The 15,464-nt window shown below is 52.7% G+C and carries 11 protein-coding genes; all 11 read left to right on the forward strand.

Features of this window, described 5'->3' with window-relative positions:
* The first annotated feature begins 29 nt into the window (after positions 1-29).
* The 11 genes from MCJ35_RS29535 to clpX all read left to right on the forward strand — a co-directional run bounded on the left by MCJ35_RS29535 (position 30) and on the right by clpX (position 15,446).
* Positions 30-1,157, forward strand: a complete 1,128-nt coding sequence (locus tag MCJ35_RS29535; protein WP_240299746.1) for an NAD-dependent epimerase/dehydratase family protein — start codon at positions 30-32, stop codon at positions 1,155-1,157.
* A 13-nt stretch (positions 1,158-1,170) separates the two neighbouring features.
* Positions 1,171-2,304 carry a class I SAM-dependent methyltransferase gene (locus tag MCJ35_RS29540; protein WP_025483905.1) on the forward strand — a complete coding sequence of 378 codons (1,134 nt, stop codon included), beginning with the start codon at positions 1,171-1,173 and terminating at the stop codon, positions 2,302-2,304.
* Between the two features lie 114 nt (positions 2,305-2,418).
* Entirely contained in the window at positions 2,419-2,586 is a 168-nt protein-coding gene (locus MCJ35_RS29545) for a hypothetical protein (RefSeq protein ID WP_155858422.1), read from the forward strand.
* 5 nt (positions 2,587-2,591) lie between these two features.
* On the forward strand, positions 2,592-3,641 hold the full coding sequence (locus MCJ35_RS29550) for an NAD-dependent epimerase/dehydratase family protein (protein WP_275891649.1): 1,050 nt from the start codon (positions 2,592-2,594) through the stop codon (positions 3,639-3,641).
* 6 nt (positions 3,642-3,647) lie between these two features.
* The gene (locus tag MCJ35_RS29555) at positions 3,648-4,655 is read left to right on the forward strand and encodes a glycosyltransferase family 2 protein (RefSeq protein ID WP_025483902.1); all 1,008 of its coding nucleotides are present in this window, start codon (positions 3,648-3,650) and stop codon (positions 4,653-4,655) included.
* Complete coding sequence (locus MCJ35_RS29560; protein ID WP_240299747.1) at positions 4,652-6,865, forward strand: glycosyltransferase family 2 protein; 2,214 nt, start codon at positions 4,652-4,654, stop codon at positions 6,863-6,865. Before MCJ35_RS29555 ends, MCJ35_RS29560 begins: the two co-directional genes overlap by 4 nt.
* 7 nt (positions 6,866-6,872) lie before the next feature.
* The gene (locus MCJ35_RS29565; RefSeq protein ID WP_025483899.1) at positions 6,873-7,883 is read left to right on the forward strand and encodes a glycosyltransferase family 2 protein; all 1,011 of its coding nucleotides are present in this window, start codon (positions 6,873-6,875) and stop codon (positions 7,881-7,883) included.
* A 111-nt stretch (positions 7,884-7,994) separates the two neighbouring features.
* The gene (locus MCJ35_RS29570; RefSeq protein WP_008726389.1) at positions 7,995-9,413 is read left to right on the forward strand and encodes an undecaprenyl-phosphate glucose phosphotransferase; all 1,419 of its coding nucleotides are present in this window, start codon (positions 7,995-7,997) and stop codon (positions 9,411-9,413) included.
* 92 nt (positions 9,414-9,505) lie between these two features.
* Entirely contained in the window at positions 9,506-12,286 is a 2,781-nt protein-coding gene (locus MCJ35_RS29575) for an LCP family glycopolymer transferase (RefSeq protein WP_240299748.1), read from the forward strand.
* A 162-nt stretch (positions 12,287-12,448) separates the two neighbouring features.
* Entirely contained in the window at positions 12,449-13,879 is a 1,431-nt protein-coding gene (locus MCJ35_RS29580; protein ID WP_025483895.1) for a S1C family serine protease, read from the forward strand.
* Positions 13,880-14,027: 148 nt separating this feature from the next.
* The gene (gene clpX, locus MCJ35_RS29585; protein WP_025483894.1) at positions 14,028-15,446 is read left to right on the forward strand and encodes an ATP-dependent Clp protease ATP-binding subunit ClpX; all 1,419 of its coding nucleotides are present in this window, start codon (positions 14,028-14,030) and stop codon (positions 15,444-15,446) included.
* Positions 15,447-15,464: the final 18 nt, after the last annotated feature.

The raw sequence follows: 15,464 nt of genomic DNA on the forward strand, positions 1-15,464 counted from the left end.
CGGAAAATTAACAACAGGAGTGAAGGATTATGCGGATAGTGGTGACCGGAGCCACCAGTTTCATCGGGCTGGCGGTTATAGAGGAATTGCTTCACGGCGGCCATGAAGTGTTTGCCGTGGTGCGCCCTGATTCACCGGGGAGGAAAAAGCTGGAAGGAAGGAAGGGAATCCATATCCTGGAGTGCGGGCTGGATTGTATCGGGAAGCTGGCGGATTCCCCGGTCCTGGCAGATTCCCCGGTCCTGTCGGACTCCCCGGCCCTGTCGGACTCCCCGGCCCTGTCGGACTCCCCGGCCCTGTCAGACTCCCCGGCCCTGTCAGACTCCCCGGCCCTGTCAGACTCCCTGGCCCTGGCGGGCCGGACAGATGTGGTGGACTGGAAAGACATGGCGGGCCGGACAGATGTGGCAGGCCGGACAGACGTGCCTGGCGGATCCAATCCTGTCAGGGGGGCGGACGCATGGCTTCACCTGGGCTGGGAAGGCGCAGGCAGTGCCAACCGCCAGAACCCCCAGCTTCAGGCCCGCAATATCGGTTATGCCCTGGAAAGCCTGAGGACAGCGGCAGCCATCGGATGCACCAGGTTCCTGTTCAGCGGTTCCCAGGCCGAGTACGGTATCTACCGTACGGTCATGAAAGAGGAAGGCGCATGCAGTCCTGTGTCAGAGTATGGCAAGGATAAGCTTGAGGTGTGCAGGCGTGCTGCACAGGAAGCAGAGGGGCTGGGCATTACCTATATCCATGCAAGGATTTTCAGCGTATATGGTCCCGGGGACCATCCCTGGTCCCTGGTTTCTACCTGTATCGATACGTTTCTAAAGGGCGGCCATATGGAGATGGGCGCCTGTACCCAGATGTGGAACTTCCTGTATATAACGGATGCGGCCAGGGCTTTGGCAGGCCTTTTGCTTGCCAAAGCCCCCGCTGGCGTGTATAATGTGGCAGGGGAAGATACCAGGCCCTTAAAAGAATATATTGAAGAAATCCATGGTCTCTGTGGTGGAAAAGGCACGTATGAATATGGAAAGCGCCTGCCCAATGCAGAAGGGGTGGTGTCCCTGATGCCGGATATCAGCAAGCTTACAAGGGCGGCTGGTTTCAGGCAGGAAGTATCCTTCAGGAAAGGAATCAGGGAAATGCTTAAATTAAGGTATTAAAGGAGACAGACGTATGAAACGATGCATTGCCTGCGGTGCCCCGTTATGGGAGACGCCGTTACTTACGTTAGATAATATGCCGGCCTGTGCCCAGCATATGCCGGATGCCGAAGGGCTTGTTGATGACCAGGGGCTTACGCTGGATTTGTGCCAGTGTATGGGCTGCGGACTGGTTCAGTTTGACTGCGAACCCGTGGACTATTACAGGGATGTAATCCGGGCGGGCGGTTTTTCCAAAACCATGGTGGAACTGCGCAGATACCAGTACCGGAACCTGATACAGAATTATGATCTGGAAGGAAAGAAGTTCATCGAGGTGGGCTGCGGACAGGGAGAGTTCCTGAAAGTACTGTCGGAATTCCCGGTAGAGGCCCATGGGATTGAACATGATGCCCGTCTGGTGGAGCTTGCCAGGGCCCAGGGACTGAATGTGACCCAGGGATTCACTGAGACAGAGGATACCCGGTTCCCGGGCGGTCTTTATGATGCGTTCCTGTCCTTTAATTTCCTGGAACACCAGCCGGATCCGGGAACCATGCTCCAGGCCATCTACCGCAACCTGGAGGATGACGCGGTAGGCCTGATTACGGTTCCAAGCTTTGAATATATCATGGACCACAGCAGTTATTACGAGCTGATTCGGGACCATATTGCATATTATACATTTGAAACCCTGACCCCTCTTCTGGAACGCAATGGGTTCCTGGTGGAAGAGTGTGAGGTCATTAACAGGGATACCCTGTCCGTGATTGTGAAAAAACGTCCGCAGATGGATACGGACAACCTACTGGAATGCTATGTGAACCTCCGCAGGGAGATGGAGGGATACATGAAGTATCTGGAAGCATGGAATAAGAAGGTGGCCATATGGGGGGCCAGCCATCAGGGCTTCACCCTGGCCGCCACCACGAAGCTGGGGGAAAAGGCCCAGTATATCATAGATTCCGCGCCGTTTAAACATGGTAAGTTTGCTCCATCATCCCATCTTCCTATTGTGCCGCCGGATTACTTCACGGACCATCCGGTGGATGCCATCGTAATCACGGCCCCCGGCTATACGGATGAGATTGCGGCCAGTATACGGGAGAAGTTCGGCAGGAACGTGGAAGTCAGGGCCATGCGCTCCAACCATCTGGAGCTGATATAAGGATTTGGATGGAATATGGAAATACTACAGGGAGGGCGGTGGATGTGATGCGGACAGATATTGGAGGACGACCAGGCGATGAAGTGCAACCGGGTACCGAAGTACGGCCAGGCGATGAAGTGCAACCGGGTACTGAAGTACGGCCAGGCGATGAAGTGCAACCGGGTACCGAAGTACGGCCAGGCGATGAAGTGCAACCGGGTACCGAAGTACGGCCAGACGATGAAGTGCAACCGGGTACTGAAGTACTGCCGGAAGCTGAATTGCATCTGGAAACTGTAGTGCAAATGGATACAGGAGTACAGCCAGATGCGGAAGTGCAAACGGATACGGGAGTACAGCCGGATGTGGAAGTGCAAACGGATTCGGGAATACAGCCGGACGACATAACACAGCCGGACCCCTCTGGCGGGGTGGTTGTCATAACCGGCGCCACTGGATTTATCGGAAGCAACCTGGCCAGGGTATTCCTGGAGCACGGCTCGGTTGTTTACGCCCTGGTACGCCCTGGTTCTAAGAACAGGACTGCGCTTCCTGTACATGAAAACCTTAAAGTTGTGGACTGCGGCCTGGAGCACGTGGAGGACTGCATACCTGTCATTGGACATGCAGATGCATTTTTCCATCTTGCCTGGGGCGGGGTGAACCGGGAAGAAATTGACTCGCCGCAAGTACAGGCCCGTAACGTGGCAGGTTCCCTGGAATGTGTGCGCACGGCAGCCAGGCTGGGGTGCGGCATTTTCATGGATGCCGGTTCCAGGGTGGAATATGGGGCCGTGGACGGAATAATGCAGGAAGATGTGGAATGTCATCCCATTAACCAGTACGGCAAGGCCAAATGGGAATTCTATCAGAAGGCCGCCCCCCTTTGCAGGGAACTGGGGCTTAATTATTTCCATCTGCGGTTTTTCAGTGTGTATGGTTACGGGGACCATCCGTGGTCCATCATCTCCACATTGGTCCGGGATCTGAGGCAGGATAAAAAGGTATCCTTAAGCGCCTGCCGCCATCAGTGGAATTTTATGTATATTGAGGACGCGGTACAGGCAGTATATGAGTTATACAGGCATGGAAGGGCGGATGGAGCGCCTTACAGCCATATTGTGAACATCGCGGGTTCGGATACAAGGCCCCTGCGCTCCTTTGTGGAGGAAATCCATGAGATTGCCGGGGGCAGAGGCGAACTGGAGTATGGCACATTTGTCCAGGCCAAGGAAGGCGCGCTTTCCATACGGCCGGACATCACCAGGCTGTACAGGCTGACCTGCGGTGAATGGAAGGAGCGGTATACCTTCCGCCGGGGCATTGAAGAGACTATAGAGAAAGAAGAAGCGTAGAAAGACATGAAGAAAATCAGCGTATTGATTCCCTGTTATAATGAAGCGGAGAATGTAGGCCCTATCAGTAAGGCAGTGACGGACATCATGGAACGTGAGCTGCCCCAGTATGATTATGAACTGGTATTTATTGATAATGATTCCACGGATGGGACAAGGGATATCCTCCGGGATTTGTGTTCGGCCAATCCAAGGATTAAGGCGATTCTCAATGCACGTAATTTCGGACAGTTCAACTCGCCGTATTACGGAATGCTTCAGATGACAGGCGACTGCGTCATTGAAATGGTGGCAGATTTCCAAGACCCGGTGGATATGATCCCAAAGTATGTCCACGAATGGGAAAAGGGCTATAAGATTGTCATCGGCATCAAGACCAGCAGCAAAGAGAACCGTATGATGTACTGGCTCAGAAGCTGCTATTATAAGACAATCAAAAAACTGTCGGATGTGGAGCAGATTGAACATTTTACAGGCTCAGGGCTTTATGACAGGGAATTCATCGAGGTATTGAGGAATCTGGATGACCCCACACCGTTCCTTCGCGGTATTGTGGCGGAACTGGGATACAGGCGCAAGGAAATCCCTTATGAGCAGCCCAAACGCCGGGCAGGCAAGACCCATAATAACTTTTACCGCCTGTATGACGCGGCCATGCTCAGCGTTACTTCCTATACAAAGGCGGGTCTGCGCCTGGCAACCATATTCGGAAGCATCTGCGCTGTCATAAGCATGCTGGTGGCCCTGGTATACCTGGTGATGAAACTCATTTGGTGGGACCGCTTCCCTGCAGGCATGGCGCCTATGCTGATTGGGATGCTGTTCCTGGGTTCCGTACAGCTGTTTTTCATTGGATTTTTAGGCGAATACATCATGAGCATTAACCAAAGGGTGATGAAGCGCCCGCTGGTCATTGAGGAAGAGCGGATTAATTTTGACAAAGAGGTTAGCGGCGAACAAAGTAAAGGCAAAGAAGGTAAAGCCAAAGAAGATAAGGGTGGTGCAGAAGCATGAAGTATAAGATAGATGTTGTGCGCATCAGGGAGAATTCCATCACATTGAACGGATGGACCATCGGTAAATCCCCTGAAAGCCGCGCTACCTTCCGGGTGGAGGATGAGAAGCGCCAGCCGGTCAAATTTAAACATGTTTCCACCCGAAGGGATGATGTTAGCCAGATATATTATAAGGCTGTCCATGACCGGGAGTTTGGTTTTGATATCCAGTTCCCCTATGAGCGGGGGAAAAGCTACTACCTGCTCATACGGTGCGAGGGGAAGCAGGCCAGGATTAAGTTCAATGAGGAGCTGATTGCGAAGCGGGCCAGCGTGGCACATAAGCGGATGGAGAAGATAAAGGACCTTATGAACATGGAGACAGTCCATGTGGCCATGGATTTCTGGAAGGAACACGGCCTTAAGGCGCTGGTGCTCAAGTCAAAGCACAAACTGCAGGGCATTGACAATGATTATGATTACAGCGAGTGGTATGACCTTACCAGGCCCACGGATGAGGAGCTGGCGGCCCAGCGCCAGAAGATATTTGAATTTGAACCCCTGCTGTCCGTGGTGATTCCCGCTTATAAGACGCCGGAGCGCTATCTCAGGGAAATGCTGGATTCCATTGTGGACCAGACGTACACTAACTGGGAGATATGCATTGCGGACGGCAGTCCCAGGGGGCAGGGTCTGGAGCGTGTCCTTAAGAAATACGCGGACAGGGATAAGCGCATCCGCTATGAAATCCTGGGGAGCAACCGGGGGATTGCGGGCAATACCAATGCTGCCTTGGATATGGCCCGGGGGGATTTCGTGATTCTGGCGGATCATGACGACACCCTTCCTTCCCATGCTTTTTATGAGGTGGTGAAGGCCATTAATGAACATCCTGGCTGTGAGGTCATTTACTCGGATGAGGACAAGCTGGACATGGATGGGAAGGCCCTCTTTGACCCCCATTTCAAGCCGGATTTTAACCGTGACCTGCTTACCAGCGTCAACTATATCTGCCACCTCTTTGTGGTGAGGAAGGATCTGCTTGAGACGGTTGGTGGATTCCGCCAGGAGTTTGACGGGGCCCAGGATTATGATTTCATATTCCGTTGTACGGAAGCGGCTGGGGAAGTTTACCATATTCCCAAGGTGCTGTATCACTGGAGATGCCATCAGGATTCCACCGCCAGCAATCCGGAGAGCAAGATGTATGCCTTTGAGGCCGGTTCCAGGGCCATCATGGCCCACTATGAGCGCATGGGAATCCAGGCGGAGCGGGTGGAAAAGGGAGTGGACTACGGCATTTACCATACGGTTTTCAAACTTCAGGCACAGCCCCTTGTATCCGTTATCATCCCCAATAAGGACCACGCCGGGGACCTGGATGTGTGCGTTAAGTCGCTGATGGAAAAGTCCTCCTACCAGAACCTGGAATTTATTGTGGTGGAAAATAACAGCACGGAAAAGGAAACCTTTGATTATTACGGGAAAATGCAGGCAATGCACAGCAATTTCCATGTGGTGACATGGGAAAAGGGCTTTAATTATTCCGCCATCAATAACTTTGGGGCAGGTTTTGCAAAGGGAGAGTACCTTCTCCTTCTGAATAATGATACAGAGCTTATAAATCCGGACAGCATCCAGGAAATGCTGGGATTCTGCCAGCGGGAGGACGTGGGGATTGCAGGGGCCAGGCTTCTGTATGCGGATGACACCATCCAGCATGCCGGCGTCGTGATTGGATTCGGCGGCATTGCAGGACACACGTTCATCGGTCTTCACAAGGCGGAAAACAGTTATTTCCACAGGGCCATGTGCGCCCAGGACTACAGCGCGGTGACCGCTGCATGCCTGATGACGAAAAAGTCCGTGTTCGACGCGGTGGGCGGCTTGAGTGAAGAACTGGCAGTGGCATTTAATGACATCGATTACTGCATGAAAGTGAGAGCCCTGGGGAAACTGGTAGTATATGCGCCCTATGCATGCTTCTACCATTATGAATCCAAGTCCAGGGGCCTGGAAGATACGCCTGAGAAGGTGAAACGGTTTAACCGGGAAGTTGCTATTTTCATTAAAAAGTGGCCGGATATCATCGTGAAGGGGGACCCCTATTATAATCCTAACCTGACCCTGCGCAAATCCAACTTTGCCCTCAGGGACCTGCTGAAGGAAAAGATAGGGGAACCGTACGACCTTAAGATTTATGAGCAGTTTGCTCCGGAGGATAAGTAGAGTTTACATGAGTGACACCAGAAATAACCCTAAGGGTAACCATAAGAAGGTGACCATTGTCATCCCTAATTACAACGGGCTGGTTTTCATGGAGCCGTGTTTTAAGGCGCTGGAGCTTCAGATATGCAGGGATTTCCAGGTCCTGGTTGTGGACAACGGTTCCACGGACGGAAGTGTGGAGTGGCTTAAGGAACATGATATACCTTCCATTTTCCTGGACAGCAACACCGGGTTTTCCGGTGCCGTGAACCGTGGGATCCGTGCGTCTTCCACCCCTTATGTCATACTTTTGAACAATGATACGGAACCGGACTGCCACTATGTGGGGGAAATGATCAAGGCCATTGAGCGTTCCCCTAAGATATTTTCCGTCAGCTGTAAAATGATACAGCTGTATCACAAGGAACTGATGGATGACGCAGGTGATATGTACAGCCTGCTTGGCTGGGCATACCAGAGGGGCGTGGGACGCCCTTCCTCCGGTTATAACAAGGCGTGCCGCATCTTTTCCGCCTGTGCGGGCGCGGCCATCTACCGCAGGGAAGTATTCGGGGAGATAGGATATTTTGATGAGATGCATTTTGCTTATCTGGAGGATCTGGATGTGGGATACCGGGCCAGGATTGCGGGATATGACAACATCTACTGCCCGTCCGCAGTGGTCTTTCATGTGGGGAGCGGCACCAGCGGTTCCAAGTATAATTCATTCAAGGTCCGCCTTGCTGCCCGCAACAATGTATACCTGAATTATAAGAACATGCCCGCGGCCCAGCTGGCCGTGAACCTGGTGCCCATCCTGGTGGGAGTGGTGCTTAAGTATATGTTCTTCAGGAAACGGGGCTTTGCCAGGGACTATGTGGATGGCCTGATGGAGGGCATTGCAACTGCGGGGAAATGCAGGAAGGTGCCATACCGTCCCCAGAATCTGGGGAATTATCTGGCCATAGAATGGGAATTGTTTACAGGCACCCTGATTTATATTTATGAGTTCACGGCCAGGCAGCTGGCCAAATTATGAAGTTTTTCGAAATTAAGAGAAATGTTATAGAATAATGCCGTTTTATCATGTATAATAACAACGATATTTACGGTATTAAGGGGAATCCCTGAGAAACCAAGGTGATATACAATGATAAAAGATAACCAGAAAAGGCTGAACCGCCTTCACATTCTGCTGGATATTTTGGTCACGTCTGCAGCCTATGCCCTGGCATGGTTCATTGTGGTCAGCGGCAAGGTACTGCCGGTGGACGTCGGGGTGCTGAAACCCCAGATATATTTCATGGCGCTTGTCTTCATAGTGCCGGTTTATCTGGTTCTGTATGCCAGTTTCCACCTGTATGTACCCAAGCGGATACAGGGACGGCGTTCGGAATTTGCCAATATCTGTAAAGCCAACGTCATTGGCCTGATGATTTTTACATTCGTGCTGTTTGGAGCGCGTAGGTTCATCCAGCATAATGAATATTTCTCCACCAGGATGCTGCTGGCATTTTTTGTTTCCAATATTATCCTGATGGAAACAGAGCGGATGTGCATACGGCTGTTCCTGCGTTCCCTGCGGACCAATGGGTACAACCAGAAACATGTCCTGCTCATCGGTTACAGCCGTGCGGCAGAGGGATTCATTGACAGGGTCAGTGTGAACCCGGAGTGGGGATACCATGTCCAGGGAATCCTGGATGACCATCAGAAACCGGGATATGCATACAGGAAGGTTCAGGTCCTGGGACCCACGGACCATCTGGAGACATTCTTAGCTTCCAATACACTGGATGAAATCGCCATTACGCTGAGCATAAAGGAATATGCCAATCTGGAGCAGATTGTGGCAGCCTGCGAGAAGTCGGGCGTGCATACAAAGTTTATTCCCGATTATAATAATATAATACCAACCATACCTTATATGGAAGACCTTCAGGGACTTCCGGTTATCCATATCCGCAGGGTGCCCCTTACCGGGGTGTTCAATGCCACCATGAAACGGATTGTGGATATCGTCGGCGCCTTGTTTGGTCTGATTGTATTTTCACCGGTCATGCTGCTGACGGCAATGCTGATTAAGATTACTTCCCCTGGCCCTGTGTTCTTCAGCCAGGAACGGATTGGGCTTCACAATCATCCTTTTAAGATGTACAAGTTCCGTTCCATGGAAGTGCAGGACCCCAGTAAGGAGAAGAAGCAGTGGACCACCCCGCATGACCCGAGGGTGACGCCGGTGGGACATTTCATACGCAAGACCAGTATCGATGAGACACCGCAGTTCTTCAACGTCCTCATAGGGGATATGAGCCTGGTGGGTCCGCGTCCGGAACGGCCGCTTTTTGTTGAGAAGTTCAAGGAGGAAATCCCCCGCTACATGATTAAGCATCAGGTCCGCCCAGGTCTGACTGGATGGGCCCAGGTGAACGGATACCGCGGGGATACATCCATTACCAAGAGAATTGAACATGATTTGTATTATATTGAGAACTGGAGTATTGGTTTTGACTTTAAGATTATGTTTTTAACCGTATTTAAAGGATTTATTAATAAAAATGCATATTGATATGCATGCCGTATACGTTTAAAATACTCCTATGAAGCATGGCGTGGTATGGAACACGCCCCGGTGCTCCATGAGGGAATGAGGATGGACGAATGAATCGTGATTTAGAAAATGGATTTGGACAGGAAGATGAAAGATTGAGAAGCCGCAGCAGGCAGCGCCGGGACAGCGCTGGCGTTGGGGCTGATTCAGATACAACGTTTCCCAGACGTTCCAGAACCGGGGCAGAAGGCGGCAGTACAGGCCGTCCGGCCGGAGCCGCAGGACGGCCGGGGCCGTCTGTCAGGGGCAGGGATGAACAGGACGGGTATACGGGCCAGGAAACGGGAGGCCGTGCAGCCGCGGGAAACCGTGCAGCGGGAGAAAACCAGATGGCGGGAAGCCGTACAGCGGGGGAAAGCCGGATGGCGGGAAGCCGTGCAGCAGTTGGGAACCGGGTGGCAGGAAGCCGTGCAGCAGGGGAAGACCGGATGGCAGGAAGCCGTGCAGCGGGGGAAGACCGGATGGCAGGAAGCCGTGCAGCGGGGGAAAGCCGGATGGCAGGAAGCCGTACAGTAGGAGAAAACCAGGTGGCAGGAAGCCGTGCAGCGGGGGGAAGCCGGATGGCGGGAAGCCGTGCAGTAGGAGAAAACCAGGTGGCAGGAAGCCGTGCAGCAGTTGGGAACCGGATGGCGGGAAGCCGTACAGCGGGGGAAAACCAGGTGGCGGGAAGCCGTACAGCGGGGGAAGACCGCATAGCCGGAACCCGTACAGCAGGCCAGATGGCGGGTAGTCCTGTTCCAGGCCGCCGTGTGGCCGGGGATTCCGGAGCAGCCGGTGGACGTGCGGCCGGGAGCCGTGCATCCATTGACGGTTCTGTGCCGGGAGGCCGTGGACCTGCGGATGGCCGTGTGACCGGAAACCGTGGAGCAGCAGATGGTCGTGTGTCAGGAAGCCGAGCAGTGGCAGGCAGCCGCGCGGCGGGAAACCGTGCAGCGGCAGATAACACTGTGGCAGTAAGCCGTGGAACCACAGATAACCGTGGAACCGCAGATTACCATGCAGCCGGGACCAGACAAAGCCGCATCTACACGCCGGAGACCGACCTGGGTGAAGACAGGGGGCGCGGGGGCAGGGAGAATGCATTCCGCAGGAATGATAAGGATGGACCGGATGGTCCGGGCAGGAAATCGGCCCGGGAGGCCGCGGCAGCGGATTCCTCAGGAAACGGCGGCAGAAGGAAAGCAAGGACCATTGCAGCCTTGATTGTAGCGGAAGTGTTCGCGCTGTTAGTTATATTTGGCGCCAGATATGTCCTTCAGCAGGCGAACCGGATTCAGAGGGATCCTAATTTCAAGATAGAAGATGAGACCAACCCGTATCTGGCAGTTGATAAAGTGGAAAACATGGAAGGATACTGGACGGTAGCTCTTTTTGGAGTGGACAGCCGTGACAATTCCCTGGGTAAAGGGAATAATACGGATGTCATCATCATTGCCAACGTAAACCAGAAAAACGGCGAGATTAAGCTGGTCAGCATTTTCAGGGATACGTACCTGAACCTGGATGATGACGGTACCTATAATAAGATTAACCAGGCATATGCCAGAGGAGGCCCTAAACAGGCAATCAAGGCCCTGAACAAGAACCTGGATATCCAGATTGACGATTACGCCACCTTTAACTGGAAGGCGGTTGCGGATTCCATTAACATATTAGGGGGCGTGGATATAGAACTGAGCAAGGCCGAGTTTTACTATATCAATGCATATATCACAGAGACCGTTGAGGCCACCGGAGTTGCATCCCAGCATCTGAAATCAGCCGGCATGAACCATCTGGACGGTGTTCAGGCAGTGGCCTATGCAAGGCTTCGTAAAATGGATACGGACTTTGCCAGGACGGAGCGCCAGAGGGAGATTATCCAGCAGTGCTTTGGCAAGCTGAGACAGGCGAATTTCTCGGTAATCAACAATGTGATGGAAGTTGTGTTTGAGCAGATCCTTTCCAGCGTGACCCTGAATGATATCATTCCGGCCGCCAAGAACCTGACAAAATATACCATCGTGGATACCATGGGATTCCCCAAAGCCAGAAGCGATGCCAATATGGGCAAGAAAGGTGACTGTGTCATCCCGCAGACTCTGGAGAGCAACGTGATTGAGCTTCATAAATTCCTGTTTGACGAGGAGGATTACCAGCCCAGTGACATGGTAAAGAAAATCAGCGCAAAGATATCGGCTGATTCAGGTCTGTATAAGGAAGGAAAGCCGATTGAAAGCGTAGGGACAGACGGCGGCTATATACCAAAGCCCACTGAACCATCCAAGAGCACGGAAGAATCCACCACGAAGAATGGGACAGATGAGTCTGAATCCAGCACATCGGAGACGGATGAGGGCGTTCTTGACTATGAAAATGAGTGGGACCTTGAGACGGATGAATTTGGCAATGTCATAGACCCGCCGGAAGATTATTATCCCGGAGGTACCAGGCCATCATCCGGCAACCGGCCTGGAGGAGGCACCTCAGGCACAATCCCTTATCCTGGATACACCACGGCGCCGGCGGATGAATCCAATGGAAACCTGACTTATCCTGGTTCCCCAACATCCCCGGGGGACAGCAGTACAGGACCGGGAGCAGTCACCCAGCCATATCCGGGAAGTACCAACGGAACCACGGCAGCTTACCCCGGTAGCACCAAGGCCACTACGGCAGCCTATCCCGGTAGCACCAAGGCCACCACGGCGCCATACCCGGGAAGCAACAACGGGACCACGGCGCCCAGCCCGGGAAGTACCAACGGAACCACGGCGCCGAGTCCTGGAAGCAACAGCGATGAATATGTACCAGGCGGGCCAGGCTCCATCATTATCGGGCCGGGACTTTAGCAACAGGAATCAACAGGGACCAGCAGGAATGTTACGGTATGGTAGCATGTCAACCTGCTGGTCCTTTTTATTACTATATTTAGAAAATGGTCACATTTTTATCACAAATCACTGCTACAGTATAATCGTAATACTTGTGAGGATGAGAAAGGGGATACACAGATGTACGATAACGATCAGGAATACGGATGGAAGTCTTACGACAACCAGGGATATGATGACCGTCAATATAATGGGGCGCAGACAGGGCCGGGCTTTTCTGGCGGACAGGGACCGTTCCGTAACCAGGGACCTGATTATGACCAGCGCCCTCCAAAGAAAAAAGGAGGCCTTTTGAAAAAAGCAGCCCTCATAACGGCCGGGGCAATCCTGTTCGGCGCGGTGTCGGGCGGAGTCATGGTGGGGGTTAATGTGGCTGCCTCCAGGTATCTGGATATCTATGCATCAGCTGATGCCCAGGCCAGCCAGGAGACTAACCCGCCTGCGCAGGAACCTGACCAGGGGCAGAACGTGCAGAAGGACCAGGGCAACAGCGGCTCCCAGCAGAAGTCAAGGGCGGCAGTGGCGGATGTATCGGATATTGTGGAAGAGGCCATGCCCACCGTGGTGGCAATTACCAGCACCACTGTATATCAGAACAATAATTTTGGTTATGGCTGGTTTTTCGGGGGACCGCAGACTTACGAGGTTCCCAGCAGCGGTTCGGGGATCATTGTAGGGGAAAATGACAAGGAACTTCTGATTGTTACCAACAATCATGTGGTGGAAGACTCCACCTCCCTGAAGGTTGCGTTTATTGATAATGAGGTGGTGGATGCCACCATTAAGGGAACCGATGCAGAGACGGACCTGGCAGTCATATCAGTGCCGCTGGAGCAGATTAAGACAGATACCAGAAGTAAGATTTCCATTGCCAAGCTGGGGAATTCAGATGACCTGAAGGTGGGGCAGGGTGTCATAGCCATTGGCAATGCCCTTGGGTACGGACAGTCCGTCACGGTGGGATATGTGAGTGCGCTGGACCGTGAAGTCCGTGTGTCTAATAACTCCACAAGGACCCTGCTGCAGACAGATGCAGCCATCAATCCTGGCAACAGCGGGGGCGCGCTTCTTAACATGAAGGGCGAGGTGATTGGAATCAATGCAGCCAAGTATTCCTCCACGGAGGTGGAGGGCATCGGCTATGCAATCCCCATTTCCAAGGCACAGGATATCATGAGCCAGCTTATGAACCGGAAGACCATGAATCCGGTGGCGGAGGAAAAACGCGGGTATCTGGGAATCCAGGGCACCAGCGTGGACGAGGAAGCCGCCAGTTCGTTCGGAATGCCCAGGGGCGTCTACATTTACAAAATCCTGGGTGACGGGGCAGCGGCTGTGTCGGACCTGCGGGAAAAGGATATCATCACAAAGGTGGACGGACAGTCTGTCAAGACCATGACCCAGCTCCAGGAACTGCTGGCCTGCTATGAACTGGGAGAGCAGATTGAACTTACGGTCCAGACCCAGGTGGACGGTCAGTATAAAGAACGGACCGTTCAGGTGACCCTTAAGGCAATGCCTGAGGAATCCAGCCAGAATGTACTTCAGTAAAATGAAATTTTTCAAAACAATATGAAATGAAAATGCTTCCTCTTGTTTGGGGAAGCATTTTGTTATATACTTATGCCAATGGCATGAACATGCCAGCGTGTTTCCGCATATTGGCGGGAAGGCCTTTTAACAGAGAGGAGAACTGACTTTGAGCGATAAAGACAATAACCAGGATGTGAACCCATCCGGTCCGGATATAGAGGAACCAAAGGACGATGAACATTACGAGAAGGTCTGCTATATGTGCCGCAGGCCGGAGAGCAAGGCAGGACAGATGATATCCATGCCCGGCGGCATGAACCTGTGCCATGACTGTATGCAGAAGGCATTTGATTCTGTCACAAAGGGCGGCATGGACTTTTCAAAGCTGGGTAATATACCATATATGAACATGAACCTCAGTGACCTGAACACAACCCCTCCCGCCATGGAGATACCTAAGAAGCAGAAGATTAAGAAGAAGACCCAGGAACAGCCGGTCCTTACCATGAAGGATATCCCGGCCCCGCACATTATAAAGAGCAGGCTGGACGAGTATGTCATTGGACAGGAAAAGGCAAAGAAGGTGGTTGCCGTGGCTGTCTACAACCATTATAAGCGTGCGTTCCTGGATAACAGGCCGGCACAAGGGGATGCGGCGCCGGATGAGGATATTGTGATTGAGAAGTCCAATATCCTGATGATCGGACCCACTGGAAGCGGCAAGACCTATCTTGTGAAGACACTGGCCCGCCTCTTAGATGTGCCCCTGGCCATTGCAGATGCAACCTCGCTTACAGAGGCAGGATACATCGGCGATGATATTGAGAGCGTGGTGTCCAAGCTTCTGGCGGCAGCTGACAATGATGTGGAGAGGGCGCAGCGTGGTATTATCTTCATTGATGAGATTGATAAGATTGCCAAGAAGAAGCAGACCAATACCAGGGATGTCAGCGGTGAGTCCGTGCAGCAGGAGCTTCTTAAGCTTTTGGAGGGGAGCACGGTGGAGGTGCCGGTGGGTTCCAACCAGAAGAATGCCATGACCCCCATGGCAACGGTCAACACGGATAATATACTGTTTATATGCGGAGGGGCCTTCCCGGACCTGGAGGAGATCATAAAAGAACGCCTTAAGAAGAAATCCTCCATGGGCTTTGGTTCAGTCCTCAAGGATACATATGATAATGACCCTGATATCCTTAAGCATGTGACCAACGAAGACCTGAGGGCATTCGGCATGATTCCGGAATTCCTTGGAAGGCTGCCGGTGACGGTGACCCTTCAGGGGCTGACTGAGGATATGATGGTGCGTATTCTGAAGGAACCTAAGAACGCCATTACCAAGCAGTATGAGAAACTGCTGTCCATGGACGAGGTGAAGCTGGTGTTTGAGGATGATGCGCTCCGCTGGATTGCCGAGGAGGCGGGAAAGCGTGGAACCGGCGCCAGGGCGCTCCGGGCAATCTTAGAGGAATTCATGCTTGATATCATGTATGAGATACCCAAGGATTCCAACATCGGTTCCGTGGTGGTTACCCGTCCGTATCTTGAGAAGAACGGAGGCCCCCTGATACAGATGAGGGGGTAGCATGTTACAGCACAAATA

The sequence above is a fragment of the Enterocloster sp. OA13 genome (assembly GCF_022440595.1).
GTDB classification, from domain to species: domain Bacteria; phylum Bacillota; class Clostridia; order Lachnospirales; family Lachnospiraceae; genus Enterocloster; species Enterocloster hominis.

What these genes read in the sequence shown, in the direction of transcription:
- MCJ35_RS29535 (WP_240299746.1), top strand. Translation starts at nt 30, where the DNA reads ATGCGGATAGTGGTGACCGGAGCCACCAGTTTCATCGGGCTGGCGGTT.
- MCJ35_RS29540 (WP_025483905.1), top strand. Translation starts at nt 1,171, where the DNA reads ATGAAACGATGCATTGCCTGCGGTGCCCCGTTATGGGAGACGCCGTTA.
- MCJ35_RS29545 (WP_155858422.1), top strand. Translation starts at nt 2,419, where the DNA reads ATGAAGTGCAACCGGGTACTGAAGTACGGCCAGGCGATGAAGTGCAAC.
- MCJ35_RS29550 (WP_275891649.1), top strand. Translation starts at nt 2,592, where the DNA reads ATGGATACAGGAGTACAGCCAGATGCGGAAGTGCAAACGGATACGGGA.
- MCJ35_RS29555 (WP_025483902.1), top strand. Translation starts at nt 3,648, where the DNA reads ATGAAGAAAATCAGCGTATTGATTCCCTGTTATAATGAAGCGGAGAAT.
- MCJ35_RS29560 (WP_240299747.1), top strand. Translation starts at nt 4,652, where the DNA reads ATGAAGTATAAGATAGATGTTGTGCGCATCAGGGAGAATTCCATCACA.
- MCJ35_RS29565 (WP_025483899.1), top strand. Translation starts at nt 6,873, where the DNA reads ATGAGTGACACCAGAAATAACCCTAAGGGTAACCATAAGAAGGTGACC.
- MCJ35_RS29570 (WP_008726389.1), top strand. Translation starts at nt 7,995, where the DNA reads ATGATAAAAGATAACCAGAAAAGGCTGAACCGCCTTCACATTCTGCTG.
- MCJ35_RS29575 (WP_240299748.1), top strand. Translation starts at nt 9,506, where the DNA reads ATGAATCGTGATTTAGAAAATGGATTTGGACAGGAAGATGAAAGATTG.
- MCJ35_RS29580 (WP_025483895.1), top strand. Translation starts at nt 12,449, where the DNA reads ATGTACGATAACGATCAGGAATACGGATGGAAGTCTTACGACAACCAG.